The following is a 22,846-nucleotide window of genomic DNA, read 5'->3' as shown; positions in this document are numbered from 1 at the left end:
TTTTCCCCCGCGATGCTTTCTACAGCTGGAACTTGCCGACCAGCGTCTGCAAATGCGTCCCCAACCGCGCCAGCTCAACGCTCGACGCCGCCGTCTCTTCACTGGCGGCCGAGGTCTGGTCCGACACATCCCGCACATTCATCACGCTACGGTTGATCTCTTCGGCCACCGCGCTTTGCTGCTCGGCCGCCGCAGCGATCTGCTGGTTCATTGCCTGAATCGAAGACACCGTACGGGTGATGGTTTCCAGCGAGGTGCCGGCGCGACGCGTCAGCTCGACGCTGCTGTCAGTCAGGCCGCGGCTGGCATCCATCACCGTGGCCACTTGCTGGGTGCCGTTCTGCAGGCCGGCGATCAATTGTTCGATCTCCTCGGTGGACTGCTGGGTGCGTTGCGCCAGGCTGCGTACTTCATCGGCCACCACGGCAAAGCCACGCCCGGCCTCACCGGCGCGGGCCGCTTCGATAGCAGCGTTGAGGGCCAGCAGGTTGGTCTGCTGGGCCACCGACTTGATCACATCGAGCACGCTGCCGATCTTGTCGCTTTCGGCCTTGAGCTGGCCCATGGCTTCGCTGGAATGGTTGACCTCGCTGGCCAGGCGCTCGATCTGGGCGATGGCTTCACCGACCACCCGATCACCTTCGCGGGCCTGCTGATCGGCCATTACCGCTGCTTCCGAGGCTTCCTCGGCGTTACGCGCGACTTCCTGCACGGTGGCGGCCATTTCGTTCATGGCGGTGGCCACCTGGTCGGTCTCGACCTTTTGATTGTTGACCCCGGCGCTGGTCTGCTCGGTGACCGCCGACAGCTCTTCGGCGGCGCTGGCGATCTGGGTGACGCCGTCGCCGATGCCGCCGATCAATTCGCGCAGGCTTACGGTCATGCGCTGCATGCTGTGCTGCAACTGGCCCAGCTCGTCACGCCGATCGACCTTGAGGTCGTGGCGCAGGTCGCCACTGGCGACCCGGTCGGCGGCGTTGAGGGTCTGGCGCAGGGGGATGACGATCTGCCGGGTAATGGCCCAGGCGGCCAGCAGGCCGAACAGCAGGGCCAGCACCGTGGCCAGGGTCAGCATCGACTTGGCGTGTTGCGCCTCGTCATCGCGCAGGGTGGTGAGGGTGGTGGTCAGTTGCTGGCTCTGTTCGATCAGGTTCTGGCCCAGCACAATCATCTGCTGCGCGGCCTGCTCGGAGGCGCTTTGCGCGTTGCCGAACTCGACCACGGCGCCGCGGTAGTTGCCCAGGGCGCGGGCGGCCTGGTTGAAGTTGCTGGTGTAGCTGGCTGGCAGCACTTCAGCCAGGGTCTTGAGCTGCGAGGTGGCCTGGTCGATGGCTTGCAGCGCGGTCTGCTGGAACTCGGCCTTGCCGCTGTAGGTGTAGCCACGCACCTGGAAACGCGCCTGTTGCAGCAATTTGCTGGCGCCGACCACACTGTTGAACAGGTTCAGGTCGCTGCCGCTGAGTAGTTGTTGCTCGACCTGGGCGATCAGCGCCGCAGCCTCGTCGGCGCTGCTGCCGAGTACGGCGCGAGCGGCCTCGCGCTGTTGGGCGGCCTTGTCGGCACTGCTCAGCGCCTGGCGGTATTGGCGCACGGCGTCGTGCTGCTGCTCGATACGCCGACGATTCTCCGGCAGGACGATGCGTTGGTCGACCGCTTGCAGTTGGCGCTCTAACGCTGCCAGCGCATTGTTGAGGTTCTGCGCCGCCGCCTCGTCGCCTTTGAGCTGGAAACCCTGGCGGGCGATACGCAGTTCGAGGGTGGCCTGATGCACCTGGGAGATGCCGCCCAGAGTGTCGCCGCGTTCGGTGACACCGTTCAGGCCCTGCCAGCCGGTCAGGGTAATGGCCAGGGTCAGCAGCAGGACCAGGCCGAAGCCAATGCCGAGTTTGAGATTGACGCTCACGTTGCCCAGGTGCTGGGCTAACCAACGGTACATGGTGGGACTCCATTGCGATCGGCAGAGGCGATTATTGTTCTGTTGCCAATGCATCGGCCTGGAGCGGCAAAACTGAAGTCAGAACAGGCGGGCGAGCAGGGCGGTGACCGCCGTCTCCACGCGCAGGATGCGCTCGCCGAGTTGTACCGGGGCAAGGCCAGCCTTGCCCAGCAGGTCGATCTCGTAGGGAATCCAGCCGCCTTCCGGGCCGATGGCCAGGGTAACCGGCTCGTTCAGCCCGCGTGGGCACGGCGGGTACTGGCCGGGATGGCCGACCAGGCCAAGGGTGCCCTCGCTGATGGCTGGCAGGCGGTCTTCGACAAACGGCTTGAAGCGCTTCTCGATGATCACTTCGGGCAGGACGGTATCGCGGGTCTGCTCAAGGCCGAGGATCAGCTGTTCGCGGATGGCCTCGGGCTCAAGGAATGGTGTCTGCCAGAAGCTTTTCTCGACGCGGTAGCTGTTGACCAGGATCACTTTCGGCACGCCCATGGTGGCGACGGTCTGGAATACCCGGCGGAGCATCTTTGGCCGTGGCAGGGCCAGCACCAGGGTCAGCGGCAGCTTGGCCGGAGGCGGCTGGTCGAAGCTGACGCCGAGCTCGGCCTCATGGCCTTCCAGGCGCAGTACCGTGGCCTGGCCCATCAGCCCGCCGATACGCCCGACGCGCAGGGTATCGCCCACCGCCACGCGGTGGATTTCCTGCATATGGGTAAAACGCCGGTCAGCCAGCACCACGCGATCGGCCGCGATGAAGTCGGCCTCTTCGAGTAACAGCAGGTTCACGGCTGGGTCGCTGGCGGCTGGTCGTTGTGGTCGTCGGCAGCGTCTTCACGGTGCTCGCTGCGCTTGCGGATCAGCCCGCCAAACAGCACGCCGATCTCGAACAGCAGCCACATGGGCACGGCCAGCAGGGTCTGCGAGAAGATGTCCGGCGGGGTCAGGATCATGCCGACCACGAAGCAGCCGATGATCACGTACGGGCGAATCTTCTTCAGGTACTTCACGTCGACCACGCCGATCCACACCAGCAGCACCACGGCCACCGGGATCTCGAAGGCCACGCCGAAGGCGAAGAACAGGGTCATGACGAAGTCCAGATAGCTGGAGATGTCCGTCATCATCGCCACCCCGTCCGGAGTGGCGCTGGCGAAGAAACCAAAGATCAGCGGGAACACCAGAAAGTAGGCGAAAGCCATGCCGGCGTAGAACAGAATGATGCTGGAGATCAGCAATGGGATCGCGATGCGCTTTTCATGGCGGTACAGCCCTGGCGCGATGAAGCCCCAGATCTGCTGCAGGATCAGCGGAATGGCCAGGAACAGCGAGACGATCATGGTCAGCTTGAACGGCGTCAGGAACGGCGAGGCGACGTCGGTGGCGATCATCGTCGCGTTGGCCGGTAAGTGTTCGCGCAACGGCGCCGAGACCAGGGTGTAGATCTGCTGCGCGAAGGAAAACAGCCCGGCGAAGATCAGGAAGATGGCCGCGACGCAGCGCAGCAGGCGTGTACGCAACTCGGTGAGGTGCGAAACCAGCGGCATCGGCTGGTCGTTTTCCGGGATATCGCTCATGGGGCTCGCGGGGGCTGTGTCGGTTCGGTGGGCGCGCTGACGACCGGCGGCGGGGTTTCGCTGCTGACCGGGGCTGGGGCCGGGGCGGTTTCGCCATTGGCTACCGGGCTTGCAGGCGGCTCAGGCGTCACGCTGTTGGGGTTGAGGATCTTGCGCGCTTCCTGCTCCATGGAGAGGATGTGCTCGTTATGCAACTGACGACGGATGTCATCGGCGCCGATTTCGCGCTCGACCTCCTGCTTGATCGCATTGAAGCTGCGCTTGAGCCGGCCGATCCACAGCCCGGCGGTGCGCGCGGCACCCGGCAGGCGCTCGGGGCCGAGCACCAGCAGGGCCACCAGGCCCACGAGCAACAGTTCGCTGAAGCTGATCCCGAACATTGATCAATCTTTCCTGATCGGCTCTTCGACCTTGTGGGCCTGGCCTTCGAAGGTCTGCGGCTGGTTCAGCGGCGAAGTGGCCTGCGGCTGGACAGGTTGCGCCGGCGGTGGCGTCTGCTCGTCCGGCTTGGTCTCTTCTTCGTTCATGGCTTTCTTGAAGCCCTTGATCGATTCGCCCAGGTCGCTGCCGAAGTTCTTCAGCTTCTTGGTACCAAACACCAGTACCACCACGACCAGCAGGACGATCCAGTGTTTCCAGTCAAAAATACCCATGGTGCAATCCCTCGAAATAATTCAGTTAGGCCGACGGCTGACGCGCTGCTTTCTCGGCGTGCCCGGACAGGCCGAAACGGCGGTCCAGCTCGTCCAGCACCGCCTGCGGGTGCTGGCCCAGTTGCGCGAGCATGACCATGCTATGGAACCACAGGTCGGCGGTCTCATAGATGACATCGCTGCAGTCGCCGCTATGGGCGGCGTCCTTGGCGGCGATGATGGTCTCGACCGACTCTTCGCCGAGTTTTTCCAGAATCTTGTTCAGGCCCTTGTGGTACAGGCTGGCCACGTAGGAGCTATCGGGCTCGGCGCCTTTGCGCGATTCCAGCACTTCGGCCAGGCGGGTCAGGGTGTCGCTCATGTCAGTGTCCTGCGCTGTAGATGGCATGCGGGTCCTTCAGGACCGGATCGACGGTCTTCCATTCGCCGTTCTCATAAACCCGGTAGAAGCAGCTTTCGCGGCCGGTATGGCAGGCGATATGACCCAACTGCTCGACCATCAGGATGATCACGTCGGCGTCGCAGTCCAGGCGCATTTCATGCAGCTTCTGCACGTGGCCGGATTCTTCGCCCTTGCGCCACAGTTTGCCACGCGAACGTGACCAGTAGATGGCCCGCTGCTCAGCGGCGGTCAGCGCCAGCGACTCGCGGTTCATCCAGGCCATCATCAGCACGCGCCCGGTCTTGTGGTCCTGGGCGATAGCCGGTACCAGGCCATCGCTGTTCCAGTTGATCTCGTCCAGCCAGTCTTTCATCTTCGACTCCAAAACCAGGTTCGATCCGTTGCCGAACCCTTGCGCTAGTGTGCCAGCCAGCGGCCCGGCTGGCTATCGACGCACGATCAGGTAGAGGCCGGCGGCCAGCATCAGCCAGGCCGGCCAGGCAGCCGGAGCGCTCAGGCTGACCGCGCCGGCAGCCAGGGTGGCACCGCCGCCGAGCAGCCCGGCACCGAGCAGGCGCAGGGCCCAGTGATCGCTCTTCTGCTGCCAGGGCGCAGGCGGGTCGGACAGGTGCGGCTGCGACATGCGTTCGAGCAGGTCGCGGGTCATGCCGGCCAGGTGCGGAATCTGTTCGACCTGGCCATGCAGGTTCTGCAGCAGGGTCTTGGGGCTGACCCGCTCGCGCATCCAGCGCTCGAGGAACGGCTGGGCGGTGCTCCACAGGTCGAGGTCCGGGTACAGCTGGCGGCCCAGGCCTTCGATGTTGAGCAGGGTCTTTTGCAGCAGCACCAGCTGCGGCTGGACTTCCATGTTGAAGCGCCGCGCGGTCTGGAACAGGCGCATCAGCACCTGGCCGAAGGAAATATCCTTTAACGGTTTTTCGAAGATCGGCTCGCACACGGTACGGATCGCCGCTTCGAATTCATTCAGCTTGGTCTGCGCCGGTACCCAGCCCGAGTCGATGTGCAACTGGGCGACGCGGCGGTAGTCACGCTTGAAGAAGGCGAACAGGTTGCGCGCCAGGTAGTCCTGGTCCTCGGGGGTCAGGCTGCCGACGATGCCGCAGTCGATGGCGATGTACTGCGGGCTCCACGGCTTGACGGTGCTGACGAAAATGTTGCCCGGGTGCATGTCGGCGTGGAAGAAGCTGTCGCGAAACACCTGGGTGAAGAAGATCTCCACGCCACGCTCGGCGAGCAGCTTCATGTCGGTGCGCTGGTCGGCCAGGGTCGCCAGGTCAGTGACCTGGATGCCGTAGATGCGCTCCATCACCAACACTTTCGGCCGGCACCAGTCCCAGTACACCTGGGGCACGTACATCATCTCCGAGCCTTCGAAGTTGCGCTTGAGCTGGCTGGCGTTGGCCGCCTCGCGCAACAGGTCGAGTTCGTCGTAGATGGTTTTTTCGTAGTCGTTGACCACTTCCACCGGGTGCAGCAGGCGCGCATCGGCCGAAACCCGCTCGGCGCCACGGGCAATCAGGAACAGCCAGGCCAGGTCCTGGGCGATGATCGGCTTGAGACCGGGGCGCACCACCTTGACCACCACCTCTTCACCGCTCTTGAGCTTGGCCGCGTGCACCTGGGCCACCGAGGCCGAGGCCAGGGGCTCGACGTCGAAGCGGCTAAACACTTCGCTGATCTTGGCCCCGAGCTGCTCCTCGATCAGGGCGATGGCTTTTTGCGGGTCGAACGGCGGTACCCGGTCCTGCAGCAGCATCAGCTCGTCGGCAATGTCTTCGGGCAGTAGGTCGCGGCGAGTCGAGAGCAACTGGCCGAACTTGATGAAGATCGGCCCCAGGTCCTGTAGCGCCAGGCGCAGGCGCGCGCCACGGCTGAGCTCCAGTTGCTTGCGCGGCAGCCAGCGCCAAGGCATGGCATAACGCAGGCCCATCAGCCACCAGGGCAGGGGCAGGGCGAACAGCAGGTCATCGAGACGGTAACGGATCACGACGCGCTGGATGCGCAACAAACGGCGGACGGCAAGCAGCTTCATGCGTTATCGCTGGTATCAAGGGATCGGGCAAGGCGCTCGATGCGCGCCTCAAGGCGTTCAATATCGACTTTTAGCGTGTCGAGTTCGCTGAAACGGGCTTCGGCTTCGCGCAGGCCTACCAGGGTCCGGGCCTCTTCGGCGAGGTACTCGGAAAGGTTCTGGTTGAGCGCCGCCAGGCCCTGGCGGGTCCAGTTGGCGCGGCTGCGCAAATGACCGCTGAGCAGTTGCGTGGCGACCGGGCCGAGCCAGCGGGAAACTTCGTACTCCCAGTCCAGCTCCAGGTCCTGCAGCACTGCCACCAGGTCGAGCAGCACCGCGCTGTCGCCTTCAAGCTCGACCTGCGGACTGTGCAGTACGGCGCTCTTGTCCTGGCTCAGGGCCAGGCGCACCAGGCTGCTGGCGGGCGCGCGCAGGGTACAGTCGGCCTCATTGGCCCAGTGCGTGGCGAGCATCAGGCCTTGGTCGCTGGGCAGGATGAACAGCTGCAGGGCCGGCTGGCGGCAGTCGATGGCAATCACCTTGCCGTCGAGCGGGCGCAGACGCGGCAGCGCTGTGCTGTCCAGGCGCAAAACACGGTTGAGGCCGTGTTCGACGCTGGCGAGCAGGCCGGCCAGGAGCATCAGGGCTTGATTCCCCGGTGCAGGGCAACGATGCCGCTGGTCATGTTGTGGTAGGTGACGCGGTCGAAACCAGCTTCGACCATCATCGCCTTGAGGGTTTCCTGGTCGGGGTGCATGCGGATCGATTCGGCCAGGTAACGGTAGCTTTCCGAGTCGTTGGTGATCAGCTTGCCGGCCAGCGGCATGAAGGCGAACGAGTAGGCGTCGTAGACCTTGGACATCAGCTTGTTGGTCGGCTTGGAGAATTCCAGCACCAGCAAGCGGCCACCGGGCTTGAGCACCCGCAGCATGGAGCGGATGGCCTCGTCCTTGTGGGTGACGTTGCGCAGGCCGAAGGCAATGGTCACGCAATCGAAGTGGTTGTCCGGGAACGGCAGTTTTTCCGCGTCGGCCTGGACGAACTCGATGTTGCCGGCCACGCCGCGGTCGAGCAGGCGGTCGCGACCGACCTTGAGCATCGACTCGTTGATGTCGGCCAGCACTACCTGACCGCTGGGGCCGACCAGTTGCGAGAACTTGGCTGCCAGGTCGCCAGTGCCGCCGGCGATGTCGAGGACCCGGTTACCCGGGCGCACGCCCGACAGTTCGATGGTGAAACGCTTCCACAGGCGGTGCATGCCGACGGAGAGCACGTCGTTCATCAGGTCGTACTTGGCCGCCACCGAGTGGAACACCTCGGCGACTTTCTCGGCCTTCTGGCTTTCCGGCACGTTCTTGTAGCCGAAGTGGGTGGTGGGTTCGGCGTGGTCGCCTTTGCGCTGATCGTTCATATCGCTTCACCGGAAAAAATTACTGGCCATTCTAGGGCGTACGGTCGGTTTTGTCTTGGCGGGGTGTGTCGCAGGTGGGGCGCGGGCATAATACAAGTATGCCTTCGAACCCAGGATTGAATGAATGACCCAGATCAGCGTTGAACGCAAACACAACCTGGGCCGCGATGCGGCCCGGCAAAAGGCCGAAGCCCTGGTCGACAAGCTGGCCCGCGAATACGACCTCAAGGCCAGCTGGAACGGTGACCGGGTCGAGGTCAAGCGCAGTGGCGCCAATGGCAGCGTGCTGATTGGCGAGGACAGCATCAAGGTCGAGCTGAAGCTGGGCATGATGCTGTCGATGATGAGCGGGACCATCAAGAGCGAGATCGAGCGGGCGCTGGACAAGGCGCTCGCCTAGCGGCTCAAGGGGGGAGCTTCAAGCTGCAAGCTGCAAGTGCTTCGCGGTGAATGGGAGGGGGCGACGGTTCCAAGATCACCGCTGCCCTTTCTTGCCGCTTGAAGCTTGAAGCTTGCCGCTGCCCCTTTATTAGTGTGCCAATTCTAATTTTTCCCCCTACCTTGTGCTCAAGCCCAACTTCCCTGGGCAGTTCCTCCATTTCCGTTCAGAGCGTGAGGTGCAGAGCATGGCCAAAGTGATCCTGAAGAAAAAAGACGACGCCCAGCGCACGTTGGGTGAGGTGCGCGGCTACGCGCGCAAGATCTGGCTGGCGGGCCTCGGGGCTTACACCCGGGTAGGTCAGGAAGGTGCCGACTACCTCAAAGAGCTGGTCAAGGCCGGTGAATCGGTAGAAAAACGCGGCAAGAAAAAACTCGATGCGCAGGTCGATGCCGCCAACTCCGAGATCGATTCGGTGAAGGGCGAGCTGAGCAGCGTCAAGGGCAAGGTCGAGGTTCAACTCGACAAAATCGAAAAGGCTTTCGACACACGGGTCGCAAGCGCCTTGAATCGCATCGGCATTCCGTCTAAACATGACGTGGAGACACTCTCTGTCAAGCTCGATGAGCTCACGGCATTGCTTGAACGTGTCGCACGTAAACAATAAGGAGAGCGGGATGGCTGGCAAGAAGACTACTGATAAAGAAGGCAGTTCCTGGGTCGGGGAGATCGAGAAGTATTCCCGCAAGATCTGGCTGGCTGGTTTGGGGATCTACTCCAAGATCGATCAGGATGGCAGCAAGGTGTTTGACAGCCTGGTCAAGGAGGGTGAGAAAGCTGAAAAACTGGCCAAGGGTTCGGTCGACTCGGCCAAGGCAACCGCCAAGTCGGCTACCTCGCGCATCAGCGGCGTCAAGGATCGCGCACTGGGCAAATGGGACGAACTCGAAGGTGCTTTCGACAAGCGCCTGAACAGTGCGATCTCGCGCCTTGGCGTGCCGAGCCGCAGTGAGGTCAAGGCGCTGCATTCGAAGGTCGACACCCTGACCAAGCAGATCGAGAAACTGACCGGCGCTTCGGTCACTCCGATCTCGAAAAAACCGGCGGCGAGCAAGCCTGCAGCCAAGCCACTGGCCAAGGCTGCACCGAAAGCGGCGGCGAAACCTGCAGCAAAAACTGCAGCGGCTAAACCTGCAGCCAAGCCAGCGGCGAAAACCGCAGCGGCAAAACCTGCGGCCAAGCCAGCAGCCAAACCGGCTGCAGCGAAGAAACCGGCAGTGAAGAAGCCAGCGGCCAAGCCAGCAGCTAAACCTGCAGCAGCGAAGCCGGCGGCACCTGCGGCCAGCGCTGCACCGGCGCCAAGCCCGGTACCGGTAGCCAATGCTGCACCGGTTGCTTCGGCGCCGTCAGCTCCGGCAAGCCCGATCAGCCAGTCCTGATACTGGCTTTATCGCGGGGCAGTGCGGCGACCCGACTTGCCCCGCGATGCTTTCAACCCTCCAGATACCTTAGCGCCAACTGCTCGGCTGCATGCCGCGAGCCCGCCTCCAGGTGCGGCGCCACCAGCATCATCACCTGATACACCACCACCCCTACCTCACCCTCACGGGCCAGCACCCGTTGGTAATCGAGCGAGAACAGCAGCGTCAGGGTGATCTGCTCAACAAGCTGCCCCAACGCCCGCGTATCGCTGAGCACCTGCCCCTGGGCCTTGAGGCTGGCCAGCAGCGCCGCCAGGGTACGCTTGAGCGCGTTGAGCAGGTTGCGCATGCCACGGGCCAGCTTGGGCAGGCGCCCGGTCAGGTTCGACAGGTCCTGGAACAGGAAGCGGTACTGGGCCATGCGCTCGACGATCAGGTGCAGGAACAGCCAGTAGTCCTCGGCATCCAGGCGCACTTCCAGCGGCGGGTCGAGCAGTGGCGTGAGCTCGTCCTCGAAGCGTTCGAACAGCCCCAGCACCAGCGGCTCCTTGCCGTGGAAGTGGTAGTAGAGGTTGCCCGGGCTGATGCCCATTTCGTTGGCAATCTCCAGGGTCGAGACATTCGGCTCGCCCTGGCGGTTGAACAGTTGCAGGGCACACTCGAGGATACGGTCGCGGGTTTTCATCCGTTCTACTTGTTCAGCGCGCCTGCACGTAGCTGCCGGGCGCGGGGTCCATGGGAGGGTAGTTCTGGTTGCCGAGGGCCATCAGGGTTTCGCGCTGGGCGCCGGAGCGCGCCTGAATCCATTCCAGCCATTGCGGCCACCAGCTGCCGTCGACCTGCTTGCCATCGTAGAGCCAGGCCCGCGGGTCGCTGCTCAGGCGCTGATTGTCGACGTAATGCGCCTTGGGGTTGCCCGGCGGGTTGATGATGCTTTGCACATGGCCGCTGTTGGCGAGGATGAAGCGTTTGTCGCCACCGAGCAGCAGCACCGAGCGATACACCGCATCCCAGGGGGTGATGTGGTCGTTGCTGCCGGCGACGCTGAAACTGTCGACGTTGACCTTCTGCAGATCGATCGGCGTGCCGCACACTTCAAGCCCCGCTGCGTGGGCCAGCGGGTTGTGCTTGAAGAAGTCCAGCAGGTCGCCATGCAGCGCGGCCGGCAGGCGGGTGTTGTCGTTGTTCCAGTAGAGGATGTCGAACGCCGGCGGGGCCTTGCCGAGCAGGTAGTTGTTGACCCAGTAATTCCAGATCAGGTCGTTGGGGCGCATCCAGGCGAACACCCGGGCGATCTCGCGACCGTCGAGCACGCCTTGCTGGTAGGAGCGGCGCTTGGCGGCTTCAAGGGTTTGTTCGTCGGCAAACAGGCTGGCCGGGCTGTCGATCTGGCTGTCGAGCAGGCTGACCAGGTAGGTGGCGCTGCTGACCCGGCGCAACTGGCGCTTGGCCTGCAAATGACCTTGCAATGCGGCCATGGTCAGGCCACCGGCACAGGCGCCCATGAGGTTGACCTCGCGGCTGCCGGTGATCGCCCGGCACACGTTCATCGCCTCCTCCACGGCTTCGACATAGCTCGACAGGCCCCACTCACGGTGGCGCGGGTCGGGGTTGCGCCAGCTGATCATGAAGGTCTGCAGGCCGTTCTTGAGCATGTACTGGACGAAGCTGTTGGCCGGGCTCAGGTCGAAGATGTAGAACTTGTTGATCTGCGGCGGTACCACCAGCAATGGCCTGGCGTATTGTTTTTCGCTCATCGGCTTGTACTGGATCAGTTCCAGCAGCTCATTGCGAAACACCACCGAGCCCGGCGTGGTCGCCAGGTTGCGGCCGACCTCGAAGGCCTGCGGGTTGACCTGGCGCGGCAGGCCGTCGTTGTGCCGCAAATCATCGAGCAAGTGGTTGATGCCGCGCACCAGGCTCAGGCCTCCGGAGTTGAACAGCTCCTTGACCGCCAGGGGGTTGAGCAGTGAGTTGCTGGGCGACACGGCATCGTTGAGCAGAGTGAACAGAAAGTGCGCGCGGGCGCGGTCGTCTGGCGCCAGCTGGCTTTCGTCGATCCACAGGCGAGTGTGCTTCTGCCATGCCAGGTAGGCCTGCAGGCCGCGGCTGTACAGTGGGTTCTGGCTCCAGGCCGGGTCCTTGAAGCGGTTGTCGCGGGGGCTCGGTTGATAGGGAGTTTCGCCGAGCAGCACCTTGCCCAGTTGATTGCCCAGGGCCAGCATGTGCTTGGCGGTGTGCAGCGGGTGGCGCAGACCATGGCGGCTGACGCTGCGCAAGGTCGAAAACAGGTCACGTCCGCGCAGGCCGCTGATTGCACTCTGCACGTTCATATAGGTGGCGGGGACCGGTACCGATCCCTTCGCGGGTTTGTCTTTCATCAGGCAACACTCCGTCGTCAGGCCATCAACAAACACATCAATGCAAGAGCGACACCAACCTCACGCCGCGCACCCGGGTTGCCTGGCGTCCCGCCATGGGCTCGGGTGTGGCAGGCGTCTCAGCTGCTGGGGGCGGGCCGAGGGTGCATGACGGCGCGTTGGCGCTCTTGCTGGAGAAACTTCATGATGATCGGGGCGACGGCCTCGGCCCGGGTGATCAGGAACAAATGACCGTCGTCGATTATGTGTAGCTGGGCATTGGGAATTCGCCAGGCCAACAGGCGCATGTTGATCAAGGGGATCAGCGGATCGTCGTCGCCGGCCAGCACCAGGGTGGGCTGCTGGATCTTGTGCAGCCAGTGAATGCTGGTCCAGCCGAGCCCGGCGAACAGTTGCCAGTAGTAGCCGAGCTTGCCTCCGGAGCGCACCTTGGCCGCGTGCGAAAGGGCCAGGTCCGGGTCACGGCGGAAACCGCCACCATAGATCTGCGGGGCAATACGGATCACATGGGACGGCTGCACATAACGCCGGGGGCTAGCCATCAGCCACAGCACCTTGGGCTTGCCCGGCACCATCACTGCGCCCGCGGCGGTGGCAGCCAGTACCAGCTTTTTGCAGCGCTCGGGGTAGTCATGGGCAAACTGCTGGGCCAGGGCGCCGCCCCAGGACACGCCAATGACATTGACCTGGCCATAGTCGAGGTAGTCGAGCATGCGTGCGGTGAGTTTGGCCAGGCCAGGGAAACGATAGGGGTGGCGTGGGGTCGATGAACCGCCCACGCCAGGTACATCGAAGGCAATGACCTCCAGGTCCGGGTCCAGGGCCTGGATGAAGGGGAATACCAGCTCCAGGTTGGCGCCGATGCCGTTGAAGATCAGCAAGGGCGTCAAGTGCGGCTTGCCGGGTCGGACGGCGGTGCGGATGGTTTGGCCATCCAGGTCGACGGTCCTGAAAATATACTGTTGCGGCATGCGCGAAGCCCTGTGGTTTGTAAGCGCCGCAGCCCTTGCGAGCTGCGGCGGTGTTCGCTGTCAACGCTCGTGAACGTAGGTCCCTGGTGCTGCGGCACCGGCCACATGGGCCTTGTTGCCGAGGTTGGCCGGAGCTTTTTTCAGCTTGCCCGAACGCTCGGCCAGCCAGGTCTGCCAGTACAGCCACCAGGAGTCGGTGTGCTTGGTCGAGTTCTCTTGCCAGTCGAGGGCGCTGGGGGGCATTTCACTGTTGGTCATGTAACGCGCCTTGGGGTTGCCCGGCGGGTTGAGGATGCTCTGGATGTGACCGCTGTTGGACAGCAAAAACTCGACCTTGCCACCGAACAGCTGTGCCGACTTGTAGCACGACTGCCACGGGGTGATGTGATCGGCGGTACCGGCGACGCTGAAGATGTCAGTGGTCACCTGCTTGAGGTCGATCGGCGTGCCGCACACTTCCAGTGCATCGGGGCGCAACAGTGGGTTGTTTTTGAACAATTCGATCAGGTCGCCGTGGAAAGCGGCCGGCAGGCGTGTGGTGTCGTTGTTCCAGAACAGGATGTCGAACACCGGCGGCTCGTTGCCCAGCAGGTAGTTGTTGACCCAGTAGTTCCAGATCAGGTCGTTGGGCCGCATCCAGGCGAACACCTTGGCCATGTCGCGGCCTTCCAGCACACCAGCCTGGTAGGAGTGGCGCTTGGCCGCCTCCAGGGTCTGCTCGTCGACGAACAGCGCCACCTGGGTGTCGAGGGTGGTGTCGAGTACGCTGACCAGCAGGGTCAGGGCATTGACCTTCTTCTCGCCGAGTGCCGCGTAGTGGCCCACCAGCGCGGTGCAGGTGATGCCACCGGAGCAGGCGCCGAGCATATTCAGGTCCTTGCTGCCGGTGATCGCCAGGACTACGTCGACCGCCTCCTTGAGCGCATCGATATACGTCGACAGGCCCCATTCGCGTTGGGATTTGGTCGGGTTGCGCCAGCTGACGATGAAGGTCTGCACGTTGGAGCGCAGACAGAAACGCGCCAGGCTCTTTTCCGGGCTGAGGTCGAAGACGTAGAACTTGTTGATCTGCGGCGGCACCACCAGCAGCGGCTTTTCCAGCACCTGTTCGGTGATCGGCCGGTACTGGATCAGCTCCAGCACGTCGTTGCGAAACACCACCGCGCCTTCGCTGGTGCCGAGGTTCTTGCCGACCTCGAAGGCATCCATGTTCACCTGGCTGGGCATGCCGCCATTGTTGACCATGTCCTTGGCCAGGTTCGACAGGCCATCGAGCAGGCTCTTGCCGCCGGTTTCGAAGAAGCGCTTGACCGCCGCCGGGTTGGCCGCGGTGTTGGTCGGCGCCATGGCCTCGGTCATCAGGTTGATGACGAAGTGGCCGCGGCTGATGTCCTGGTCGGAAAGGTTGCTGGTATCGATCCAGTCGTGCAGTTCCTTGCGCCAGGCCAGGTAGGTCTGCAGGTAGCGGCGATACAGCGGGTTCTGGCTCCAGGCCGGATCGTGAAAACGACGGTCGTCATTCTCCGGTTGCAAGCTCGACTTGCCGAAGATCACATCCTTGAGTTCCATGCCGAAATGGGCGACATGCTTGGCACTGTGCAGCGGTTGGCGAATGGCCTGACGCAGCACCATTCGAGCAGAAGTCAGCAAATCCTTGCGGCGCAAGCCGATCACCGGGTTCAGACCCAGGGTGTTTTCCGAGGCTTGGCGCTGCAGGTCATCGTTATTCTTGTTACTCATCTACGACGCTCCGTTGTCCTGAGACGAGTACCGGTTTGACTGTGCGCGTTACACAGACGAACGCCCGGTACTGCTGCTCGGGTGACCAGTGATAACGAACTGCGGTCCTGCGGCCGGATGCAAACGACGATGAGCCCTGCGGGTTTTTTCTGCGTGAGAAGACTGCCTGCTTTCGCTCGCGACCTCTACATACCAGCCCGACCCTGCATTAAATCCGATGCAGGGAGCTTGCCAGATCCATTGGTTACCCGACTTTTTGGTATTGCGCAAGACGGCCAGTCATTGGCCGTGGTGCAGGCATTCAAGCAAATAGAATTAGAAAATGCGCTCTAAACCCTGAAGGGCCCGAGCTAGAGCATCAGCTTGACGATCGACTCGTTGGGGTCGCGGGATTTACCGGCTTTTGCCAGCTCGCCGAGATAGTCCGCCCAGAGTTCGTCCTGGCGCAGGCACAGCTGTTCTAGGTATTCCCAGGTGAACAGGCCGCTGTCGTGGCCGTCGTCGAAGGTCAGTTTCAGTGCGTATTGGCCGGCAGGTTCCAGCCCGCTCAGGCCAACGCCGAGCTTGCCGTACTGCAGGATCGGATTGCCGTGGCCCTGGACCTCGGCGGAGGGGGAGTGCACGCGCAGGAATTCGGCGGGCAGGTGGTACACCTCGTCTGGCCCGTAGGTCAGGGTGAGGGTCTTGGAGGCTTTATGCAGATTGATGCCGGTGGGGATTCTGGTCATGGATAAGGGCTCTTGGGCTACAAGCTGCAAGCTACAAGCTGCAAGAGAAGGCGTCCAGCGCGCTTAACTTGCAGCTTGCCGCTTGAAGCTTGCCGCTTTAGAGAATATAGCGTGACAGGTCTTCGTTCTGCGCCAATTCGCCCAGGTGGCTGTTGACGTAGTCGGCGTCGATGCGGATCGGCGCTTCGCTGTGGGCGCTGGCCAGGTCGCCGGCGCTGAACGACACCTCTTCGAGCAGGCGCTCGAGCAGGGTGTGCAGGCGACGGGCACCGATGTTCTCGGTTTTTTCGTTAACCTGCCAGGCAATCTCGGCCAGGCGCTTGATACCGTCGGCGGCGAACTCGATGTTCAGGCCTTCGGTTTTCAGCAGCTCACGGTACTGCTCGGTGAGCGAGGCGTGCGGTTCGCTGAGGATGCGCTCGAAGTCTTCCGGGCTCAGGGCCTTGAGTTCGACGCGGATCGGCAGGCGGCCTTGCAGCTCGGGTACCAGGTCGCTCGGCTTGCTCAGGTGGAAGGCACCGGAGGCGATGAACAGGATGTGGTCGGTCTTGACCATGCCCAGCTTGGTGTTCACCGTGCAGCCTTCAATCAGCGGCAGCAGGTCGCGCTGCACGCCTTCACGGGACACATCGGCACCGCCGACGTTGCCGCGCTTGGCGACCTTGTCGATTTCGTCGATGAACACGATGCCGTGCTGCTCGACCGCTTCCAGGGCCTTGGCCTTGAGCTCGTCTTCGTTGACCAGGCGCCCGGCTTCTTCGTCACGCACCAGCTTGAGTGCTTCCTTGACCTTGAGCTTGCGGCTCTTGCGCTTGCCCTTGCCCATGTTGGCGAAGAGGTTCTGCAACTGGTTGGTCATTTCCTCCATGCCCGGTGGCGCGGAAATGTCGACGCCCATGGCTTCGGCCACTTCGATCTCGATTTCCTTGTCGTCCAGCTGGCCTTCGCGCAGGCGCTTGCGGAACAGCTGGCGGGTGTTGGAGTCCTGGCTGGCGACCTGGTCTTCGTTGAAACCGGTGCGTGCCGGTGGCAACAGGGCATCAAGGATGCGCTCTTCGGCAGCGTCTTCGGCGCGGTGACCGACGCGGATGATTTCCTGCTCGCGGAGCATCTTGATCGCGGCATCGGCCAGGTCGCGGATGATCGACTCGACATCACGGCCGACATAGCCGACTTCGGTGAACTTGGTCGCTTCGACCTTGATGAACGGTGCGTTGGCAAGCTTTGCCAGGCGGCGGGCGATTTCGGTTTTGCCGACGCCGGTCGGGCCGATCATCAGGATGTTTTTCGGCGTCACTTCAACGCGCAGCTCGGCCGGCAGTTGCATGCGCCGCCAGCGGTTGCGCAAGGCGATGGCGACGGCGCGCTTGGCGTCGTCCTGGCCGATGATGTGGCGGTTGAGTTCGTGGACGATCTCGCGGGGGGTCATGGACATGGTAGTGATGGTCCTTGGGCTCGATAAGTCAGCGTGGAAAAGCCCGGCCACCGGGGCCGGGCGCCAGAACAGCTGAATTACTCGGCCAGGTCCTGCTCCTCGATGGTCAGGTGATGGTTGGTGAACACACAGATGTCACCGGCGATGTTCAGCGCGGTCTCGGCGATTTCGCGGGCCGAGAGGTCGGTCTTCTGCAGCAGGGCGCGAGCGGCGGCCTGGGCGTAGGCGCCACCGGAGCCCATGGCGATCAGGCCGTCTTCGGGTTCGACCACGTCACCGTTGCCGGTAATGATCAAGGATGCGTCCTTGTTGGCCACGGCCAGCATGGCTTCCAGGCGGCTCAGGGAACGGTCGGTACGCCATTCCTTGGCCAGCTCCACGGCGGCACGGACCAGATGGCCCTGGTGTTTTTCCAGCTGGCCTTCAAAGCGTTCGAACAGGGTGAAGGCGTCGGCGGTGGCACCGGCGAAACCGGCGATGACCTGACCGTGGTACAGGCGGCGGACTTTCTTGGCGTTGCCTTTCATCACGGTGTTGCCGAGAGAAACCTGGCCGTCGCCGCCCATGACGACTTTGCCGTGGCGGCGAACTGAAACGATGGTGGTCAAGGGAGAGTCTCCACGCAGCGGGGCGAAAATGCCTGATGCAGACTCATATGGGGGTGGTAGGAAAGATTTCAACCTTGAAGGATGAGCGGTAATCCTTCAGGGCCCCATCGCCGGCAAGGCCGGCTCCCACAAGGATCGGTGCATACAGGACCTGTGGGAGCCGGCCTTGCCGGCGATGGGGCCGCAACGCGGCCCCGGATATCAGGCCTCGTGGCTGATATGCCCATCGACCAAGGTATAACGCACCGCGCCCGGCAGGCAGTGGCCGATGAACGGGCAGTTGTCGCCCCTGGAGCGCCACTGCTCGCCGGCTACGGTCGAGGCCTTGGCATCGAACAGCACCAGGTCGGCCGAACTGCCAACCTTCAGCTCGCCCGCGGGCAGGCGCAGCGCCGCGGCCGGGCCCGCAGACAAACGCTGCAACAAAGTCGGCAGGTCGAGCAGGCCGTCTTCCACCAGGGTCATGGCCAGCGGCAGCAACAGTTCGACACTGCTGATGCCCGGTTCGGTCGCACCGAACGGCGCCAGCTTGGCATCACGCTCATGGGGCTGGTGATGGCTGGAGATCGCCTGGATCACCCCGGACCTCACCGCCTCGCGCAGGCCGTCGCGGTCGGCGCGGGTGCGCAGCGGCGGTTGCACGTGGTAAAGGCTGGAGAAGTCGCGCAGCGCTTCGTCAGTGAGGATCAGTTGGTACAAGGCAACGTCGGCGGTCACTGGCAGGCCCAGTTCCTGGGCCTGGGCGATCAGCCGCGCGCCGCGGGCGCTGGTCAGCTGGCTGAAGTGCGCTCGCACGCCGGTCTGTTCGACCAGCAGCAGGTTGCGCGCCAGGGCCACGGTTTCGGCGGTTTCCGGAATTCCCGGCAGGCCGAGGAAGCTGGCCATGGCGCCTTCGTGGGCCAGGCCGTCCTGAGCCAGGTCGCGGTCCTGGGAGTGGAAGATCACCGTCAGGTCGAAGGTCGCGGCGTATTCCAGCGCGCGGGCCAGGGTGCGGTTGTTGCCAAAGGCATTGAGGCCGTTGCCAAAGGCCACGCAGCCGGCGTCACGCAACGCAATCAGCTCGGCAAGCTGCTCGCCTTCCAGGCCTTTGCTCAGGGCGCCGATCGGGTAGACCTTGCTGTGCCCGGCTTCGCGGGCGCGGTCGAGAATCAGCTCGGCCACCGCCGAGGTGTCCAGCACCGGCTTGGTCTGCGGCGGGCAGCACAGGCTGGTGACGCCACCGGCAGCGGCGGCGCGGGTTTCGCTGGCGATGCTGCCTTTGCGGCTGTAGCCGGGCTCGCGCAGGGCGACGTTGAGGTCGACCAGGCCGGGCGCGGCGACCAGGCCCTGGGCATCGATACTGCGTGCAGGCTTGAAGCCTGCCGGGGCGGTGCCGATGGCGATGATCTTGCCGGCATCGATGTGCAGGTCAGTGGTCTGGTCCAGGCCGCTCAGGGGGTCGATGACCCGGGCGCCGAGAATACTGAGGGTCACTGGGCGTTCTCCTGCTCGAATTGACGTTGCGCGGTCTGCCCGCTCATGGCCATGGACAGCACCGCCATGCGTACGGCGATACCGTAGGTGACCTGGTTGAGGATCACCGAGTGAGCACCGTCGGCCACCGCTGATTCAATCTCTACGCCGCGGTTGATCGGGCCCGGGTGCATGACGATGGCATCCGGCTTGGCCCCGGCCAGGCGTGCGGTGGTCAGGCCGAACAGGCGGTAGAACTCGCCTTCGCTGGGCAGCAGGCCGCCGGCCATGCGCTCACGCTGCAGGCGCAGCATGATCACCACGTCGACGTCCTTCAGGCCCTGCTCCAGGTCGGTGTAGACCTTGACGCCGTACTGCTCGATACCGATCGGCAGCAGGGTTTTCGGGCCGATCACGCGGATGTCCGGGCAGCCCAGGGTTTTCAGTGCAAGCATGTTCGAGCGCGCTACCCGCGAGTGCAGGATGTCGCCGACGATGGCCACCGAGAGGTTTTCGAAACCGCCCTTGTGCCGACGAATGGTGAGCATGTCGAGCATGCCCTGGGTCGGGTGGGCGTGGCGGCCGTCGCCGCCATTGATGATCGCCACCTCCGGGCATACGTGCTCGGCGATGAAGTGCGCGGCGCCCGAGTCGGCATGACGCACGACGAACATGTCGGCCGCCATGGCTTCGAGGTTGCGCAGGGTGTCGAACAGGGTTTCGCCCTTGCTGGTCGAGGAGGTCGACACGTTCAGGGTGATGACGTCCGCCGACAGCCGCTGGGCGGCCAGTTCAAAGGTGGTACGGGTGCGGGTGGAGTTCTCGAAGAACACGTTGCAGACGGTCTTGCCGCGCAGCAACGGAACCTTCTTGACGGCCCGGGCACCGACTTCGAGGAACGAGTCGGCAGTGTCGAGGATTTCGGTCAGCAGTTCGCGGGGCAAACCGTCGAGCGAGAGGAAGTGGCGCAGCTGGCCCTGATCATTGAGCTGCAGCGGGCGCTTGGCGTCGATTGGCGTCATCGCAGGGGACTCTTAAAGGGCGGAAGCGGAGGCGAGGTCCTGGCGCTCGAGGGCGAGCGGTGCGGGTCCGGTCAATTTTACCCGTTCATGGGCGGCCAGCGACAGGGTGGCACCGACCACATTCGGCCGGATCGGCAATTCGCCGGCATCCAGGTCGAGCAGGCAGACCAGGGTTACACTGGCCGGACGGCCATAGTCGAACAGTTCGTTGAGGGCGGCACGGATGGTGCGTCCGCTCATCAGCACGTCGTCGATCAGCACCAGGTGCTGGCCTTCGATCTCGAACGGCAAGTCGGACGGGCGCACCTGCGGGTGCAGGCCGTTCTGGCTGAAGTCGTCGCGGTAGAAGGAAACGTCGAGTGTGCCCAGGGCGGTGTCGCTGCCCAGTTCTTCAAGCAGTGCCTGGGCGACCCAGACACCACCGGTGCGGATGCCGATGAAGCGCGGTTCGGCAATGGCGCGCCGGGCCAGATGGGCGCGAAGGTCGACGGCCATCTGCCGGATCAGTTCGGCGGGATTGGGTAGGCTCATGCTTGCTCCTCAAGAGGCCGGGGAGCGGTGCGCTAGCCCGGCTTGAATGCGATGATCGGGGCTCAGGCCCCGGTATTGGCCTCCAGCCAGCCCTGCAGCAGCAAGGCGGCGGCAATGGCATCCACCGGGTTATCGCGGTAACTGCCGCGCTGGCCGCCACGGGCCATGCGCTCGCCCTTGGCCTCGAAGGTGGTCAGGCGTTCGTCGTGGGTGTGCACCGGCAGGTTGAAACGGCCATTGAGGCGGCGGGCGAATTTTTCCGCGCGCTCGCTCATCTCGCTGGGGGTGCCGTCCATGTTCAACGGCAGGCCGACCACCAAGGCGTCGGGCTTCCATTCCTTGATCAGTTTTTCCACCTGGGCCCAGTCCGGCGTGCCGTTCTGCGCCTTGAGGGTGCACAGCTCGCGGGCCTGTCCGGTGATCACCTGGCCGACCGCGACGCCGATCTGGCGGCTGCCGTAGTCAAAGCCCAGCAGTAGGCGTACTTCAGTCATCAGGCGTGCCCCGCCTGGCTGGTCAGCAGGCTGAGGTTGATCCCAAGGCTTGCGGCGGCCGCTTCAAGACGCTGCTCGCAGGCCATGCCGAAGATGATCTCGGGGTCGAACGGGCAGTTCAGCCAGGCGTTGTCGGCCAGCTCCGCTTCCAGCTGCCCGGCTTCCCAGCCGGCGTAGCCGAGGGTGATCAGGCTCTGTTTGGGGCCGAGGCCGTCGGCAATGGCGAACAGCACGTCCTGGGACGTGGTCAGCGACAGGCCGTCGAGCTCGACGGTAGCCTGGAAAGTACGGTCACTGGTGTGCAGGACGAAGCCGCGGTCGGTTTGCACCGGGCCGCCCATGTAGATTGGTACGTGAATGCAACTGGCCGGTGGGTCGACGTCCGGACGCAGCTGTTCGAGGATATCGGCCAGATTGAGGTCCTGTGGCCGATTGACCACCAGCCCCATCGCCCCATTGGCGTTGTGCTCGACGATGTAGGTCAAGGTCTGCGCGAAGTTCGGGTCGGCCATGTGTGGCATGGCGATCAGGAACTGGTGCTTGAGGTAATCCGGGCTGAGGTTCTTCATGGTTGATAGTGTGGCGGTGAGCGGCCACGCTGACAAGGTGCTGGCGTCACCTTGTCAGCTTTACTGCGGGGTTACTTGAACAGCTTGACCACTTCTTCGGTATACAGGGTTGGCGACTCTTCAGCGGCCGACAGCACGTACTCCTGGACGGTCTTCTGCTTGGCCTGCGGGTACTTGGCCAGGTAGCTTTCCGGGAACGCCGGGGCCTTCAGGCTGGAGCCGGCCTTGATCAGTGCGGCGACGCAGTCCGGGTTGTCCGAGCGGGCGGCTTCTTCCAGCGGCGTACCAACCGGGAAGGTGCCGTGCTGCTCGTGGTAGGCATCGATCGAGCTGCCTTTTTTCAGCAGCAGGGCGATGCGCTGGGCGGCTTGCGGGTCGGGCTGGCCGTTCATTTCAAAGGCGCGTTCGCAAACATGGTGCAGCGGCGTCGAGCCGGTCTGGGTGACCTGGTACGGATTGGCGCCGGCAGCGACCAGCAGCTTGATCACCTCCAGGTTCGAGGCACCCGGCCCGGTCAATGGGGTAAAGCCGTTCGGCCGGACGGCCTTGGCATCGGCGCCGGAATCCAGCAGCAGCTTGATCAGTTCGGGTGAGCCCTTGCGTGCTGCGGTGTTCAGCGGCGTGGCGGAATCGCCCTGGGCTAGCACGTTGACGTTGGCGCCGGCCTTGATCAGGCCCTTGACCATGCGCAGGTCAGCCTCGGAGGCCTTCGACTGTTCGGCCTGGTTGAGGACGAACAGCAGCAGGGTTTCGCCGTTTTCCTGGATTGGCGTGTTGACGTCACCGATCTTTGGCAGGAACAGCTCGAACGGCGCGACGATCTTGTAAGAGGCGGCCAGGAACATCGGCTGGCCTTTCGGGTCGGCACCCTGGTCGAGCAGGCCCTGGATCTTGGCCAGGCGCGCCGGGGTTTCGTCGTACTTGTACTCGCCAACTTCGTTGTACAGCTTCTGCGACAGCTCGGCGGCGTCGGCGAAGGCGGCAGCAGGCAGGGCGCAGGCGGCCAGGGCCAGGCCGAGAGCAGCGGTTTTGCGGGCAAAATTGATGCGCGACATCAACAGAATCCTTTCTTGAGGGGGATATACGGGCGCGCATCATCGCAAAATGGCTATTGTTTTGCCATCAGG

Annotated in this window: 26 protein-coding genes and 1 pseudogene; 3 read left to right on the top strand and 24 right to left on the bottom strand. The window is 63.6% G+C overall.

Translation table 11 applies throughout. The annotated features are described in order from the left end of the window. Positions 1-19: 19 nt before the first annotated feature. The 11 genes and pseudogenes from ABM562_RS01375 to ubiE all read right to left on the bottom strand — a co-directional run bounded on the left by ABM562_RS01375 (position 20) and on the right by ubiE (position 7,988). Positions 20-733 carry a methyl-accepting chemotaxis protein gene (locus tag ABM562_RS01375; protein ID WP_010222329.1) on the bottom strand — a complete coding sequence of 238 codons (714 nt, stop codon included), beginning with the start codon at positions 731-733 and terminating at the stop codon, positions 20-22. Positions 734-874: 141 nt separating this feature from the next. Continuing rightward, positions 875-1,936, bottom strand: a pseudogene (locus tag ABM562_RS01370) (methyl-accepting chemotaxis protein); the annotation flags it as partial. 78 nt (positions 1,937-2,014) lie between these two features. After that, complete coding sequence (locus ABM562_RS01365) at positions 2,015-2,722, bottom strand: 16S rRNA (uracil(1498)-N(3))-methyltransferase (RefSeq protein ID WP_258578672.1); 708 nt, start codon at positions 2,720-2,722, stop codon at positions 2,015-2,017. Next, positions 2,719-3,510 carry a twin-arginine translocase subunit TatC gene (tatC, locus tag ABM562_RS01360; protein ID WP_115089269.1) on the bottom strand — a complete coding sequence of 264 codons (792 nt, stop codon included), beginning with the start codon at positions 3,508-3,510 and terminating at the stop codon, positions 2,719-2,721. The genes ABM562_RS01365 and tatC overlap by 4 nt, the downstream gene beginning before the upstream one ends. After that, the gene (tatB, locus tag ABM562_RS01355; RefSeq protein ID WP_134064732.1) at positions 3,507-3,890 is read right to left on the bottom strand and encodes a Sec-independent protein translocase protein TatB; all 384 of its coding nucleotides are present in this window, start codon (positions 3,888-3,890) and stop codon (positions 3,507-3,509) included. Before tatB ends, tatC begins: the two co-directional genes overlap by 4 nt. Positions 3,891-3,893: 3 nt before the next feature. Continuing rightward, positions 3,894-4,163 carry a twin-arginine translocase TatA/TatE family subunit gene (locus ABM562_RS01350; RefSeq protein WP_115089267.1) on the bottom strand — a complete coding sequence of 90 codons (270 nt, stop codon included), beginning with the start codon at positions 4,161-4,163 and terminating at the stop codon, positions 3,894-3,896. A gap of 25 nt (positions 4,164-4,188) precedes the next feature. Continuing rightward, positions 4,189-4,524 carry a phosphoribosyl-ATP diphosphatase gene (locus ABM562_RS01345; RefSeq protein ID WP_115089266.1) on the bottom strand — a complete coding sequence of 112 codons (336 nt, stop codon included), beginning with the start codon at positions 4,522-4,524 and terminating at the stop codon, positions 4,189-4,191. A gap of 1 nt (position 4,525) precedes the next feature. After that, positions 4,526-4,918 (bottom strand): phosphoribosyl-AMP cyclohydrolase, encoded by a 393-nt coding sequence (hisI, locus tag ABM562_RS01340; protein ID WP_115089265.1) that lies wholly within the window; start codon positions 4,916-4,918, stop codon positions 4,526-4,528. Between the two features lie 72 nt (positions 4,919-4,990). After that, positions 4,991-6,598: a ubiquinone biosynthesis regulatory protein kinase UbiB gene (gene ubiB, locus ABM562_RS01335; RefSeq protein ID WP_115089264.1), complete on the bottom strand. Its 1,608-nt coding sequence runs from the start codon at positions 6,596-6,598 to the stop codon at positions 4,991-4,993. Next, positions 6,595-7,218, bottom strand: coding sequence for a ubiquinone biosynthesis accessory factor UbiJ (locus tag ABM562_RS01330; RefSeq protein ID WP_346617460.1), 624 nt, complete (start codon positions 7,216-7,218; stop codon positions 6,595-6,597). Before ABM562_RS01330 ends, ubiB begins: the two co-directional genes overlap by 4 nt. Next, the gene (gene ubiE, locus ABM562_RS01325) at positions 7,218-7,988 is read right to left on the bottom strand and encodes a bifunctional demethylmenaquinone methyltransferase/2-methoxy-6-polyprenyl-1,4-benzoquinol methylase UbiE (RefSeq protein ID WP_115089262.1); all 771 of its coding nucleotides are present in this window, start codon (positions 7,986-7,988) and stop codon (positions 7,218-7,220) included. The genes ABM562_RS01330 and ubiE overlap by 1 nt, the downstream gene beginning before the upstream one ends. A gap of 124 nt (positions 7,989-8,112) precedes the next feature. Here ubiE and ABM562_RS01320 point away from each other — a divergent pair, with 124 nt between their 5' ends. The 3 genes from ABM562_RS01320 (at position 8,113) to ABM562_RS01310 (ending at position 9,806) form a co-directional block, all read left to right on the top strand. Next, on the top strand, positions 8,113-8,388 hold the full coding sequence (locus tag ABM562_RS01320) for a polyhydroxyalkanoic acid system family protein (protein ID WP_115089261.1): 276 nt from the start codon (positions 8,113-8,115) through the stop codon (positions 8,386-8,388). A 226-nt stretch (positions 8,389-8,614) separates the two neighbouring features. Beyond that, positions 8,615-9,034 (top strand): phasin family protein, encoded by a 420-nt coding sequence (locus ABM562_RS01315; protein ID WP_115089260.1) that lies wholly within the window; start codon positions 8,615-8,617, stop codon positions 9,032-9,034. Positions 9,035-9,044: 10 nt separating this feature from the next. Continuing rightward, on the top strand, positions 9,045-9,806 hold the full coding sequence (locus tag ABM562_RS01310) for a phasin family protein (protein ID WP_460420541.1): 762 nt from the start codon (positions 9,045-9,047) through the stop codon (positions 9,804-9,806). Positions 9,807-9,858: 52 nt separating this feature from the next. Here the strand turns inward: ABM562_RS01310 and ABM562_RS01305 are convergent, their stop codons facing one another. The 13 genes from ABM562_RS01305 to ABM562_RS01245 all read right to left on the bottom strand — a co-directional run bounded on the left by ABM562_RS01305 (position 9,859) and on the right by ABM562_RS01245 (position 22,774). Then, a complete protein-coding gene (locus ABM562_RS01305) occupies positions 9,859-10,473 on the bottom strand; it encodes a TetR/AcrR family transcriptional regulator (protein WP_134064728.1) in 615 nt (204 codons plus the stop codon). 13 nt (positions 10,474-10,486) lie between these two features. After that, a complete protein-coding gene (gene phaC, locus ABM562_RS01300; RefSeq protein WP_115089257.1) occupies positions 10,487-12,169 on the bottom strand; it encodes a class II poly(R)-hydroxyalkanoic acid synthase in 1,683 nt (560 codons plus the stop codon). Between the two features lie 119 nt (positions 12,170-12,288). Further along, positions 12,289-13,140: a poly(3-hydroxyalkanoate) depolymerase gene (gene phaZ, locus ABM562_RS01295; RefSeq protein ID WP_115089256.1), complete on the bottom strand. Its 852-nt coding sequence runs from the start codon at positions 13,138-13,140 to the stop codon at positions 12,289-12,291. Between the two features lie 60 nt (positions 13,141-13,200). Then, positions 13,201-14,880, bottom strand: coding sequence for a class II poly(R)-hydroxyalkanoic acid synthase (phaC, locus tag ABM562_RS01290; RefSeq protein ID WP_115089255.1), 1,680 nt, complete (start codon positions 14,878-14,880; stop codon positions 13,201-13,203). Between the two features lie 350 nt (positions 14,881-15,230). Continuing rightward, positions 15,231-15,608, bottom strand: a complete 378-nt coding sequence (locus ABM562_RS01285) for a gamma-butyrobetaine hydroxylase family protein (RefSeq protein WP_460420538.1) — start codon at positions 15,606-15,608, stop codon at positions 15,231-15,233. 97 nt (positions 15,609-15,705) lie between these two features. Then, complete coding sequence (gene hslU / locus ABM562_RS01280; protein ID WP_115089253.1) at positions 15,706-17,043, bottom strand: ATP-dependent protease ATPase subunit HslU; 1,338 nt, start codon at positions 17,041-17,043, stop codon at positions 15,706-15,708. Between the two features lie 77 nt (positions 17,044-17,120). After that, positions 17,121-17,651 (bottom strand): ATP-dependent protease subunit HslV, encoded by a 531-nt coding sequence (gene hslV / locus ABM562_RS01275; RefSeq protein WP_010221489.1) that lies wholly within the window; start codon positions 17,649-17,651, stop codon positions 17,121-17,123. A 201-nt stretch (positions 17,652-17,852) separates the two neighbouring features. Continuing rightward, complete coding sequence (locus ABM562_RS01270; RefSeq protein ID WP_460420535.1) at positions 17,853-19,124, bottom strand: dihydroorotase; 1,272 nt, start codon at positions 19,122-19,124, stop codon at positions 17,853-17,855. Continuing rightward, complete coding sequence (locus tag ABM562_RS01265; protein ID WP_010221491.1) at positions 19,121-20,125, bottom strand: aspartate carbamoyltransferase catalytic subunit; 1,005 nt, start codon at positions 20,123-20,125, stop codon at positions 19,121-19,123. The genes ABM562_RS01270 and ABM562_RS01265 overlap by 4 nt, the downstream gene beginning before the upstream one ends. Positions 20,126-20,137: 12 nt before the next feature. Further along, positions 20,138-20,656 carry a bifunctional pyr operon transcriptional regulator/uracil phosphoribosyltransferase PyrR gene (gene pyrR, locus ABM562_RS01260; RefSeq protein WP_115089251.1) on the bottom strand — a complete coding sequence of 173 codons (519 nt, stop codon included), beginning with the start codon at positions 20,654-20,656 and terminating at the stop codon, positions 20,138-20,140. Positions 20,657-20,718: 62 nt separating this feature from the next. After that, positions 20,719-21,150: a Holliday junction resolvase RuvX gene (gene ruvX / locus ABM562_RS01255; protein ID WP_134064606.1), complete on the bottom strand. Its 432-nt coding sequence runs from the start codon at positions 21,148-21,150 to the stop codon at positions 20,719-20,721. Next, entirely contained in the window at positions 21,150-21,719 is a 570-nt protein-coding gene (locus ABM562_RS01250) for a YqgE/AlgH family protein (RefSeq protein ID WP_115089249.1), read from the bottom strand. Before ABM562_RS01250 ends, ruvX begins: the two co-directional genes overlap by 1 nt. 71 nt (positions 21,720-21,790) lie before the next feature. Then, on the bottom strand, positions 21,791-22,774 hold the full coding sequence (locus ABM562_RS01245) for an ankyrin repeat domain-containing protein (RefSeq protein WP_115089248.1): 984 nt from the start codon (positions 22,772-22,774) through the stop codon (positions 21,791-21,793). Between the last annotated feature and the right edge of the window lie 72 nt (positions 22,775-22,846).

The organism is Pseudomonas sp. ZL2 (assembly GCF_054788455.1).
This window is presented reverse-complemented; position numbering and strand designations above follow the sequence as displayed.